Source organism: Methylobacterium oryzihabitans (assembly GCF_004004555.2).
GTDB lineage: Bacteria > Pseudomonadota > Alphaproteobacteria > Rhizobiales > Beijerinckiaceae > Methylobacterium > Methylobacterium oryzihabitans.
Map to the genome: position 1 here is coordinate 1 of NZ_SACP01000060.1, position 10,986 is coordinate 10,986.

Here is a 10,986-nt window from a genome sequence, read left to right on the forward strand (position 1 = left end):
TCCTCTTGATGTCCAGCCTGGCTGCTCATCAACCGGAACTCGGACCAGGCTGACCCGCCGCCACACCTCGACACGCGCGCTCCTGCGCCAGCCGTGAAATCAAGCCCCAACCCGACAGGCTGCTAGCAGGGAGCCCGGACCGTTCATGTCGGCCCATTGGCCCGACATGTCGGTGAGCACGCCGACCTTGACGACGTCGTCGCTGACCTGTGCGCGGACCGGGCCCGACACCGTGACGCCGCCGAGGCAGAGCAGGGCGGCAAGACCGCGCGTGAAGGGAAGGATCGCTTTCATCGTCGCCTCTCTGGTTCGACCCCGGCAGACCGGCATGGTGCGGTTCTGCGTCGTTGCTCGTGTTCGCGTCGCGTTCGCGACCGCTCCGGCACGGGCTGCCGGTCAGTGGCCGGCGGGTTGCCGATGCGGCGTGAGCGCCGCCGCAGGGTGGGCCGCCGCGGCCGGTCGCGCACTCCACCTACGGAGGAGGAGACTCGCCTCGCCGACGATGCCGCGCCGGAAGATCAGGACGCACAGCACGAAGATCGTCCCGTGCAGAACGATGACCCATTGTCCGAGCGCAGCAAGGTAGTTCTGCATCGCCACGACGACGAACGCCCCGACGACGGGCCCGAACAGCGTGCCGACACCGCCGAGGAAGGTCATCAGCAGCACCTCGCCCGACATCGACCAGTGCACGTCGACGAGGGTGGCGATCTGGCTGGTGATCGCCTTGGTCGCGCCGGCGAGACCCGAGAGTGCCGCCGAGAGCGTGAAGGCGACGAGCTTGAAGCGCTCGGTCTCGAGCCCGAGCGACTGCGCGCGGGTTTCGTGGTCGCTGATGCCCCTCAGCACGAGGCCGAACGGCGACCCGACGACCCGCATGATGAGGTAGAAGCCGCCGAGGAAGATCGCGAGCACGAAGCCGTAGAGGTTGGCGGGCCTCGACAGGTCGATCAGACCGAAGAGATGTCCGCGGGGTATCGCCTGGAGTCCGTCCTCGCCGCCGGTGAAGGGGGCCTGCAGCGCGACGAAGTAGATCATCTGCGCGAAGGCGAGGGTGACCATCGCGAAGTAGATGCCGCTGCGCCGGATGGCGAGCCAGCCGGAGGCGAGGCCGAGCAGCGCGGCAGCAGCGGTGCCCGCCAGGACGGCGAGCTCCGGCGTGAGGCCCCAAGACTTGGCGGCGTGGCCGCTCACGTAGCCGGCCGTGCCCAGGAACATGGCGTGGCCGAACGACACCAGCTTGCCGTAGCCCGCGATCAGGTTGAACGCACAGGCGAACAGGGCGAAGAGCATCGCCTTCATCATGAAGCCGGGATAGACCACCAGCGGCGCGGCGGCGAACAGCGCCGCCATGACGAGAAACTGGATCGTCTGCGTCCTCGGCGAGGTCGAGGCTCCGTCGAGCACCTGCCGATGGTTCTGGGCCTGTTCGGGCTTCGAGCCGAACAGGCCCGCCGGCCGCACCATCAGGACCACCGCCATCACGACGAAGACGACGGTGCTCGAGAGTTCCGGGTAGAAGGCCTTGGTCAGCCCCTCGATGAGGCCGACCAGGAACCCGGTGACGATCGACCCCATGATCGAGCCCATGCCGCCGATCACCACGACGGCGAAGACGACGATGATGAGGTCGGCACCCATGGTCGGACCGACCTGATAGACCGGCGCGGCGAGGACCCCCGCGAGGGCCGCGAGGCCGACACCGGCCCCGTAGGTCAGCATGATCATGCGCGGCACCCGGATGCCGAAGGCCTGCACCAGCATCGGGTTCTCGGTCGCGGCCCGCAGGTAGGCCCCGAGCCTGGTGCGCTCGATGACGTACCAGGTGGTCAGGCACACCAGGAGCGACGCGGCGATGACCCAGGCCCGGTAGTTCGGCAGGAACATGAAGCCGAGATTGCGCCCGCCCATGAGTTCGGCCGGGATCGAGTACGGCTGTCCCGAGGAGCCGAAGGCGTTCGTGAGCAGCCCCTGCAGGACCAGCGCTAGGCCGAACGTCAGCAGCATGCCGTAGAGATGGTCGAGCCGGTAGAGCCGGCGCAGCACGAACCGCTCGAGGAGCAGGCCGCTCGCGCCGACCATCAACGGCACGAGCAGCAGGGCCCACCAGTAGCCGATGCCCAGGTAGGTCAGCAGGAGCCAGGCCGTCATCGCGCCGAGCATGTACTGGGCCCCATGCGCGAAGTTGACGATGTTCATCATGCCGAAGATCACGGCCAGCCCGAGGCTCAACATGGCGTAGAACGCACCGTTGATGAGACCGAGCAACAACTGGCCGAACAGGACAGCGGCCGGAACCCCGAGGATCATGGTCATGGCGAATGATTCTCCGCGGTCACAGGCCGAGATAGCCCTTCAGCGCATCGAGTCTGGTCTCGAGTTCCGGACCCGGGATCTCGTCGACCACGCGGCCGAGTTCGACGACGTAGTGGCGGTCGGCGATCCCGGAGGCGAAGGCGACGTTCTGTTCGACCAGCAGGATGGTGAAACCCAGCGTCTTCAGCGTCTCGATCGTGCGGCCGATTTGCCGGATGATGACCGGGGCCAGGCCTTCGGTCGGCTCGTCGAGGAGAAGGACGCGCGCACCGGTGCGCAGGATGCGCCCGAGCGCCAGCATCTGCTGCTCGCCGCCCGAGAGCTTCGTGCCGGGGCTGTCGAGGCGCTCGCGGAGGTTGGGAAACAGATCCAGGATCCGGTCGACGCCCATGCCGCCCTCGGCGACGACCGGCGGCAGGAGCAGGTTCTCCCGCACGCTGAGGCTCGAGAAGATGCCGCGCTCCTCGGGACAGAAGGCGATGCCCCGGCGCGCCACGCCGTAGGGCGGGACCGCGACGAGTTCCGCACCGTCGAGCCGGATCGAGCCTTCGCGGCGCTCGATCAGGCCCATGATCGCCTTCAGCGTCGTGGTCTTGCCGGCGCCGTTGCGACCGAGCAGCGTCACCACCTCGCCCGCGCGGACATCGAAGGTCATGCCGTGCAGCACCTTCGACTCGCCGTACCACGCCTCCAGAGTCCTGACGGCGAGGTTCTCGGCCGGTCTCTCAGTCATGGCCCTGCCCCGTATAGGCCGCCACCACGTCGGCACGCGCGGAGACCTCGTCGTAGGGACCCTCCGCCAGGATCCGGCCGCGCACCATCACGGTGATGCGGTCCGCGAGGTCGGCGACGACCTTCATGTTGTGCTCGACCAGGAGAATGGTGCGGCCCTCGCCCACCTCGCGGATGAGGTCGGTCACCCGGCCGATATCCTCGCGTCCGAGGCCGGCCATCGGCTCGTCCAGAAGCAGGACCCGGGGTTCGAGCGCCAGCGTCGTGGCCAGTTCCAGCACCCGCTTGCGGCCGTAGGAGAGGTTGCCAGCGAGCGATTCCGCGCATTCTCCGAGCTCGAACCGCTCGAGGAGCGCGTCGGCGCGCTCCGCGATCGCACGCTTCCCCGTGACGCGCCCGAGCAGATCCCAGGCACTGCCCGCAGGGCGGAGCAGGGCGAGTTCGAGGTTCTGCCGGACCGTTAGGGACGCGAAGACCGCCGAGATCTGAAACGACCGGACCACGCCGCGCTTCGCGAGCGCCGGCATGCTCAGACCCGTGACGTCGTCGCCCTCATGGAAGATCTCGCCGCTCGACGGCGCGATATGCTTGGTCAGCAGGTTGAAAAGCGTCGACTTTCCCGCGCCGTTGGGGCCGATCACAGCCTGTATGCTGCCGCGGTGTAGCGTGAAATCGACGTCCCTGACGGCGAAGAAGCCGCCGAATTCGCGACTGAGCGACTTCGCTTGAAGCGCGTGTCCCGCATCCATCGCAAGCCTCGCTCGTTCGTGTGTCCATACTTAAGAACCGAAGTTTCCTATTGTCAACATTGTACGCCTTTAGGAAACGCCTCAATGAACGCCAGCCTGCCCGGAGAACGGGCGGCACGCAGACGGTCGCTCCCACCCCCTGAGATCGCCGTGATCGGGATCGCACGGGGTCACCGGGTCACGCCCGCCGCCGGGCGGAAGCGGCGGCCTCCGCCACGAGCCAGTCGACGAAGGCCGCGAGCGTCGGCTCGGATCGCCGGCCAACCGGCACGACGACGTAGTACGCCCCCGCGCCCGCGAGGGGCGGCGCCGGGATGATCGTGAGGCTGCCGTCGGACAGCTCGCGCTCGACCAGGAACCACGGCAGCAGGGCGACGCCCATCTCGGCCTTCGCGGCCTCGCTCGTCATCGCGAACTGGTCGAAGAGCGGTCCGCGCAGCGGATGCGGGTGCTCGACACCGGCCCGGGCGAACCAGTCGCGCCACAATCCGGGCCGGCTCGCCTGCTGCAGCAGCGTGGCGCGGGCGAGGCTCCCAGGGTCGGTCAGGCCATGGCGCTCGGCGTAGGCGGGGCTCGCCACCGCGATCACGGCCTCGTCGCAGAGATAGACGCACTCCGCCTGCGGCCAGCTCGGCTCGCCGAAATGGATGGCGGCGTCCACCGATCGGGACGCGAGGTCGAACGGCTCGGGCGCTGTCACGAGGCTGACCGTCACGCCCGGCTGCCGCGACAGGAAGCCCGGCAGCCGCGGGACGAGCCAGCGGGCCGCGAAGGTCGGCAGCACGCCGAGCCTCAGCGTCGTGCCGCTCCCGGCGGAGGCCATCACCGCATGCGTGGCGGTCGCGTAGTCCTGCAGCAGGCGGCTCGCCGCCGGGAGAAAGTCGCGCCCGGCCAGGGTCAGCACCGCCCGGCCCTTCGTACGCTCGAACAAAACGACGCCGAGCGTCGCCTCCAGCTCCCTGACCTGCTTGCTGACCGCGCTCTGCGTGAGCGCGAGCTCGCCGGCGGCTCGCGTGAAGCTGCCGTGACGGCCGGCGGCCTCGAACGCGGTCAGTTCCTGGATCGAGGGCATGAGCGTGCGGGGTGGTGCCATGGGGAGGAGTATTCCATTCCGTCATGACCTCGGGAAGAATCGTCCTTTGCGCAACGGCGCGGTCGGCGCGATCCCGCTCGCAGCCGTTTCCCATTCCGTCGGAACGGTCCAGCGAGGTTCCGATGACCCAGGCCGCCGCCCGTCACTCCCTGCGCGACGAGGTCGCCGCGCTGCTCGCCACCGTCGGTGCGGCGCCTGACGGACCGTCCGGCGGCGGGCGCGCCGTCCACTCTCCCCTGACCGGCGAGATCATCGCCGAGATCCGCGACGTGTCGGCGAGCGAAGCCTCCGACGCGATCGGGCGGGCGCACGAGGCCTTCCTGTCCTGGCGCCGGGTCCCGGCGCCGCGCCGGGGCGAGTTCGTCCGGCTCCTCGGTGAGGCGCTGCGCGCGAACAAGGACGCCCTCGGCCGTCTGGTCACCATCGAGGTCGGCAAAATCGTGTCCGAGGGCCTCGGCGAGGTCCAGGAGATGATTGACATCTGCGATTTCGCGGTCGGTCTCTCCCGCCAACTGCACGGCCTCACGATGGGTTCAGAGCGGCCGGACCACCGGCTGATGGAGCAGTGGCATCCGGCGGGCGTCGTCGGCGTCGTCTCGGCCTTCAACTTCCCGGTCGCGGTGTGGTGCTGGAACGCGGCGCTGGCGTTCGTGTGCGGCGACGCGGTCGTGTGGAAGCCCTCGGAGAAGACCCCACTCACCGCCCTCGCGGTCCAGTCCCTCGTCGAGCGCGTGGCTGCACGCTTCCCCGAGGCGCCGGCCGGCCTCTCGACACTGCTGGTCGGCGGCCGTGAGGTCGGCGAGGTGCTGGTCGGGGACGCCCGGGTGCCGGTCGTCTCGGCCACCGGCTCGACGGCGATGGGCCGGGTCGTCGGCCAGCGCGTTGCCGGGCGGTTCGGCCGCGCGATCCTGGAACTCGGCGGCAACAACGCCTCGATCGTCTGCCCCTCGGCCGATCTCGATCTGGCCCTGCGCGCCATCGCCTTCGGGGCGATGGGCACGGCCGGCCAGCGCTGCACCACCCTGCGGCGCCTCTTCGTGCACGAGGCGGTCTACGACGCCCTCGTCCCGCGTCTGACCGCGCTCTACGCCTCCGTCCCGGTCGGCGATCCGCTAACAAGCGACTCGCTCGTCGGACCGCTGATCGACGAAGCCGCCTTCGCCGCGATGCAGGCGGCGCTGGAGGAGGCCCGGGCCGCGGGCGGGCGCGTGCATGGCGGCGAGCGCCAAGTCGAGGGTGTCCCGGCGGGCGGGTTCTACGTCCGCCCTGCCCTCGTCGAGATGCCGGGCCAGACCGGCCCGGTGCGGCACGAGACCTTCGCGCCGATCCTCTACGTGATGAAGGTCCGGACCCTCGACGAGGCGATCGGGTTGCAGAACGACGTGCCGCAGGGGCTCTCGTCGTCGATCTTCTCCACCGACATGCGCGACACCGAGCGTTTCCTCTCCGCCACCGGATCCGATTGCGGCATCGCCAACGTCAACATGGGGTCATCTGGTGCCGAGATCGGTGGCGCCTTCGGGGGCGAGAAGGAGACCGGCGGCGGGCGCGAATCCGGTTCGGATGCCTGGAAGGCGTACATGCGGCGCATGACGAGCGCCATCAACTACGGCGATGCGATGCCGCTCGCGCAGGGCGTGACCTTCGACGTCGCGGGCACCGGCCCGGTGGCGTCGTGACGCCCGGCGCAGGAGACCGGCCCGCCCGCCCCGCCAGACCGCGCCGCGCCCGTGGGAAGAGCCCGCGGCAGGATCAAGGATCGTGACCATGGAAGCAGCCAAGCCGATCGTACCCCCCGACGTGGTGCGGACCCGGTTCTCCCGGGCGATGTCGGACCTGTATCGGGCGGAGGTGCCGCAATACGGCACCCTGATGGAGCTGGTGCGCGCGGTGAACGGCGACACGCGCCGGACCGACGCCGCCCTCGACCGCCGCCTGCGCGACAACGGCGAGATCGAGCGGCTCGACCTCGAGCGCCACGGCGCCATCCGGGTCGGCACCGCGGCGGAACTCGCGACCCTGCGCCGGCTCTTCGCCGTGATGGGTATGGTGCCGGTCGGCTACTACGACCTGTCGGTCGCTGGGGTTCCGGTCCACTCGACCGCCTTCCGCCCCGTGGAGGCGGACTCCCTCCGGCGCAACCCGTTCCGGGTCTTCACCTCGCTCCTGCGCCTCGACCTCGTCGGCGACGAGGCCCTGCGCTCCGAGGCGGCCGGCATCCTCGCGCGGCGCGCGATCTTCACGCCGGCCTGCCTCGACCTGATCGACCGGGCCGAGCGCGAGGGCGGGCTCGACGAGGAGGAGGCCGACCGGTTCGTCGCCGAGGCACTGGAGACGTTCCGCTGGCACAGCGAGGCGACCGTGTCGGCGGAGATCTACGCCCGGCTGCGCCGAGCCCACCCGCTCGTCGCGGACATCGTCTGCTTCAAGGGCCCGCACATCAACCACCTCACGCCCCGGACCCTCGACATCGACGCCGTGCAGGACGAGATGCCGGCCAGGGGCATCGCTCCGAAGGCGATCATCGAGGGCCCGCCCCGCCGCCGGGTGCCGCTGCTGCTGCGCCAGACGAGCTTCCGGGCGCTGCGGGAGCCGATCCGCTTCCGCACCGGGGATGGCCCCGCCGAGGACGGCACCCATACGGCCCGCTTCGGGGAGATCGAGCAGCGGGGCGCCGCCCTCACGCGCAAGGGCCGCGCGCTTTACGATCGCCTGCTTGCGGAGGTTCGCGACCGCGTCCAGGTCGCGTCTGACGGCGCCCATGCGGCGGCGTACACGGCGGCCCTCGCCGACGCCTTCCGCGCCTTCCCGGACGACGAGGACGCGATGCGGGCGGCGAGGCTGGCCTATTTCCGCTACGCGCCGACGACGAAGCCGGGCGCGCCGCCGGACGCCGACCTCGCCGCCCTCGTCGCATCCGGGCATGTCGCGGCCGAGCCGCTCACCTACGAGGATTTTTTGCCGGTCAGCGCCGCCGGGATCTTCTCGTCCAACCTCGGCGACGAGGGCCAGCGCAACCACGCGCAGCACGCCGCGAAGGCCGCCTTCGAGCGGGATCTCGGGGCAGAGGTCGCCGACGAGGACGCGCTCTACGCCGCGGCCGAGGCGAAGTCCGTCGCCGCGACCCTGGCGGTCCTGGCCGCCCGCGCGGCGGCCTGAGGACCGTCGCATCGCGGGCGCGGCGCCAAGGCCCACGTGCCGGCCATCGGCAGGGCCACCTGCCCCTGTGGCGGCTGGGACGCGCGTCAGGGCGCCAGGACGAGGTCGGTGACGGGGACCGCCTGGCAGGTCAGGCACCGGTCCGCCTCGCCCTCGAACGCAACGAGATGGGCGCACTCGCCCGAAAGCACCCGGACGATGCAGCTCTCGCACTGCCCGACCCGGCAGCCGCTCGGCAGCCCGATGCCGGCCGCGAGCGCGGCGTCGAGGAGCGTGCCCGCGGCCGGCGTCCACACGAAGGAGCCCGGCGTCCCCGCGACGGTGATCGTCCGGGGCTCCAGGTGCGCCGGGACTGTCGTCGCGGCGGAGAACGCTTCGGCGAAGACGTCGAAGTGCGGTATTCGCTTTCAATCACCAAAACTGAATATTGCGATGCTGAAACGCTCCTTCAGCCGCAGAACGTAGGACGAAACTCTTGTCCAACTTAAAGAAAGAGCCGCGCTCCCTACGAGCCCCGAGCCTCCACCGCTAGCCATGCGGGACGGGGACCGCCGGGTCAAACGCCGAAGGGCATCGGCAATAAGCGGCTCTGTGCAAGCAGAATCGCAGGATGGAGGGGACGGGTAGCCCCCAGACCTCCAGGACGACCCCAACGCCCCGCAGATCGAGCGGAGGGGTCCGTCAGCGCTGGCCGTCCACGGTGACGGGAAGCGGTGCATAAAGGCCGACAGCCCAACCCCGGCCTCCCTGTCGCAAGGTTGCACCTCGATCTGCCGGTCGACCGACGGCGTGGCTCCGGGATCCGGACTACCCCCATCGAGCGAGCGCGGCTTTGCCATCGCCCGGCAAAGCCTTGCCTCCAGCAAGCCGGCCTCCCTCAAACGTTCACCAGGATCCAGAACAAGCAGGCGGACAGGGCCAGCCCCTCACAGGAGGTGGCCGAGCTGAAGCAAGCCGACACAACGCCCCAAAGGAGGACGGGGATGCCGACCCCCGGATGAGTTCAGCCGGTCAACGCGGCCTACCGCTCCGGGAAACAGCAGCCAAGCCGCAACGCCGCGGCTGCCCGGAGCCTCACCCCTTCATGTCCGCCACCGACCTGCACACCCGCGTCGCCGCCATCATCCTGGCGCAGCTCGATGCCGCCGACCCCGCTTCGTGGACCCCGCCCTGGCACGGCGCCAACCCCATGCCGCGCAATGCCCACACTGGCCGACGCTACCGCGGACTCAACGTCCTGGCGCTCTGGTGCGCAGCCCACACCCACGGCTACGCCGACGCGCGCTGGGCGACCTACCGGCAATGGGCCGCGCTCGGCGCCCAGGTTCGTCGAGCCGAGCGCGGCACGCTGGTGCTGTTCTATAAGGAACTACCCCACAGCGCCCGCGCTGAGGCCAGCGACGACAACACGGCCGACCGCGCCCCCTTCGTCGCCCGCGCCGCCTACGTCTTCAACGCCGCCCAAGTGGACACAGCCCCGCCGGTCGCCAGTGCCTCCAACAGCGTAGCACCGCCCACGTCCCTACCCACCTTCGACACCTTCGTGAGGGCCACCGGCGCGCGCATCAACGAAGGCGGCACCCGCGCCTGCTACGTCCCGGCTACCGACACGATTCACCTGCCGCCCCGCGCCACCTTCCACACGCCCACATGCTACGCGGGCACACTCGCCCACGAGCTCATCCACTGGACCGGCGCCCCGCACCGCCTCGCCCGCGACCTCACCGGCCGGTTCGGCGCCCGCGCGTACGCCGCCGAGGAGCTGACAGCGGAACTCGGCGCGGCCTTCGTCCTCGCCGACCTTGGCATCGCGCGCACACCCCACTCGATCCACGCCGCCTACTGCGCCTCATGGGCACCGCTTCTACGCGCCGACCCGCACGCGCTCACCCACGCGGCCACCCAAGCCTCCCGCGCCGCCGACTACCTCACCGCCCTGCAACCGGACAGCCGGGAGGGGACAGGGACGGGGGACGAGGCATGCACCCCCACACCACCGGCATCGCAGACTGCGCTACCTCAGACCCGCAAGGGTCCGGCCTCCGCGGGCATTCCGCGCGCGCGCGTGGCTTGAGCGCCGTGCCCCCGTCGCGCGCCGCGTGCTCGACGCGCTCCACCCCGGCACTGCTGGCGCGGGCTTGGCCCGCGAAACCTCGACACCGGTCGAGGGCAGCGTGCGCCTTCGTCCGGCTCGAGGCGGCGGTGATCGCCGCGCACGGCAACCCTCGCGTGCCCCTGCCGGACACTGGCGGCCCGTCCGCCTGCGCCGCCGCCAGGCCGTCTTCGCACGGGCCGTGGCGGCCTCCGGTTCGGCCCGGCCCGTGCGCGAGAGGCACGCAGGGTGCGGGATCTGAGCGACACGGCCGGCCATCTGCAGCTAGCGCCGGTCGAGACCTGGGGAGATCTCGCGCTCAAGCTCGCAGTGCTGATCGCCGAGGGCGAAGCGACGGCCGACGATGCGGCAGCCTTCCCCTGGGTTCACCTGCATGCGCTCCACGCCGACCTGCATGGGGCACAACCGACGCGCTGATCGTGCCCGCCCGGCGCGACACCATCCCTCGTTTCGAGGGCCTGACTCCGGGCGGCCCCTCGACGCTCGCGCGCACCGCGACAGGGTCAGCCCATCAATGCGCAATCCGACAACCAAGTCTCGGCCATCCGCGCCCACACCGTCTCGGCACCGACACCCTCAAGCTCTGCCTGTCGGTGGACCACCGCGGCGAACGCGTCGTGGATGAACGGGTCGCAGTGGCGCAGCGCGGGGTCTATCGCATCGCGTCCGGACGAGCCTTGCCGGATCCCGCGGATATGGACTAGCAGCCTGTCGGATTGGTATTTTGATCTGACGGGCGTGTCGTTTGCGGGGGTGGCGCGGGCCGTGAGGTCTCAGGCGTGGCACAAGCGGTGGAGGCGCCGGCAGTTGTAGGCGAGGGCGAC

At 70.4% G+C, this 10,986-nt stretch carries 10 protein-coding genes and 1 pseudogene; 4 read left to right on the top strand and 7 right to left on the bottom strand.

What is annotated here, in order from left to right:
• Positions 1-99: 99 nt before the first annotated feature.
• The 6 genes and pseudogenes from EOE48_RS28090 to EOE48_RS28110 all read right to left on the bottom strand — a co-directional run bounded on the left by EOE48_RS28090 (position 100) and on the right by EOE48_RS28110 (position 4,890).
• A complete protein-coding gene (locus EOE48_RS28090) occupies positions 100-294 on the bottom strand; it encodes a hypothetical protein (RefSeq protein ID WP_210249605.1) in 195 nt (64 codons plus the stop codon).
• 102 nt (positions 295-396) lie between these two features.
• The gene (locus tag EOE48_RS30415) at positions 397-1,467 is read right to left on the bottom strand and encodes a branched-chain amino acid ABC transporter permease (protein WP_342791893.1); all 1,071 of its coding nucleotides are present in this window, start codon (positions 1,465-1,467) and stop codon (positions 397-399) included.
• Positions 1,441-2,316, bottom strand: a pseudogene (locus tag EOE48_RS30420) (branched-chain amino acid ABC transporter permease); the annotation flags it as partial. The gene EOE48_RS30415 and the pseudogene EOE48_RS30420, both read right to left, overlap by 27 nt.
• Before the next feature lie 19 nt (positions 2,317-2,335).
• A complete protein-coding gene (locus EOE48_RS28100) occupies positions 2,336-3,049 on the bottom strand; it encodes an ABC transporter ATP-binding protein (protein WP_127734172.1) in 714 nt (237 codons plus the stop codon).
• A complete protein-coding gene (locus EOE48_RS28105; RefSeq protein WP_127734173.1) occupies positions 3,042-3,797 on the bottom strand; it encodes an ABC transporter ATP-binding protein in 756 nt (251 codons plus the stop codon). Before EOE48_RS28105 ends, EOE48_RS28100 begins: the two co-directional genes overlap by 8 nt.
• A 178-nt stretch (positions 3,798-3,975) precedes the next feature.
• Positions 3,976-4,890: a LysR family transcriptional regulator gene (locus tag EOE48_RS28110; protein ID WP_127734174.1), complete on the bottom strand. Its 915-nt coding sequence runs from the start codon at positions 4,888-4,890 to the stop codon at positions 3,976-3,978.
• Positions 4,891-5,012: 122 nt separating this feature from the next.
• Between EOE48_RS28110 and amaB the strand changes: the two genes are divergently transcribed.
• Both amaB and hglS read left to right on the top strand, forming a co-directional pair.
• Complete coding sequence (gene amaB / locus EOE48_RS28115) at positions 5,013-6,569, top strand: L-piperidine-6-carboxylate dehydrogenase (RefSeq protein WP_127734175.1); 1,557 nt, start codon at positions 5,013-5,015, stop codon at positions 6,567-6,569.
• Between the two features lie 88 nt (positions 6,570-6,657).
• A complete protein-coding gene (gene hglS, locus EOE48_RS28120) occupies positions 6,658-8,049 on the top strand; it encodes a 2-oxoadipate dioxygenase/decarboxylase HglS (RefSeq protein WP_127734179.1) in 1,392 nt (463 codons plus the stop codon).
• Between the two features lie 86 nt (positions 8,050-8,135).
• On the opposite strand, the gene EOE48_RS28125 is transcribed toward hglS, so the two are convergent.
• Positions 8,136-8,450, bottom strand: coding sequence for a 2Fe-2S iron-sulfur cluster-binding protein (locus EOE48_RS28125; RefSeq protein WP_127734176.1), 315 nt, complete (start codon positions 8,448-8,450; stop codon positions 8,136-8,138).
• Between the two features lie 683 nt (positions 8,451-9,133).
• Here EOE48_RS28125 and EOE48_RS28130 point away from each other — a divergent pair.
• Together EOE48_RS28130 and EOE48_RS28135 are read left to right on the top strand one after the other, a co-directional pair.
• Positions 9,134-10,123 (top strand): ArdC family protein, encoded by a 990-nt coding sequence (locus tag EOE48_RS28130; RefSeq protein ID WP_127734177.1) that lies wholly within the window; start codon positions 9,134-9,136, stop codon positions 10,121-10,123.
• A gap of 267 nt (positions 10,124-10,390) precedes the next feature.
• A complete protein-coding gene (locus tag EOE48_RS28135) occupies positions 10,391-10,579 on the top strand; it encodes a hypothetical protein (RefSeq protein ID WP_127734178.1) in 189 nt (62 codons plus the stop codon).
• Positions 10,580-10,986 lie beyond the last annotated feature (407 nt).

Coding starts and splice junctions, on each gene's coding strand:
- hglS (WP_127734179.1), top strand. CDS start 6,658: ATGGAAGCAGCCAAGCCGATCGTACCCCCCGACGTGGTGCGGACCCGG.
- EOE48_RS28105 (WP_127734173.1), bottom strand. CDS start 3,797: ATGGATGCGGGACACGCGCTTCAAGCGAAGTCGCTCAGTCGCGAATTC.
- EOE48_RS28130 (WP_127734177.1), top strand. CDS start 9,134: ATGTCCGCCACCGACCTGCACACCCGCGTCGCCGCCATCATCCTGGCG.
- EOE48_RS28100 (WP_127734172.1), bottom strand. CDS start 3,049: ATGACTGAGAGACCGGCCGAGAACCTCGCCGTCAGGACTCTGGAGGCG.
- amaB (WP_127734175.1), top strand. CDS start 5,013: ATGACCCAGGCCGCCGCCCGTCACTCCCTGCGCGACGAGGTCGCCGCG.
- EOE48_RS30415 (WP_342791893.1), bottom strand. CDS start 1,467: ATGGTGCGGCCGGCGGGCCTGTTCGGCTCGAAGCCCGAACAGGCCCAG.
- EOE48_RS28090 (WP_210249605.1), bottom strand. CDS start 294: ATGAAAGCGATCCTTCCCTTCACGCGCGGTCTTGCCGCCCTGCTCTGC.
- EOE48_RS28110 (WP_127734174.1), bottom strand. CDS start 4,890: ATGGCACCACCCCGCACGCTCATGCCCTCGATCCAGGAACTGACCGCG.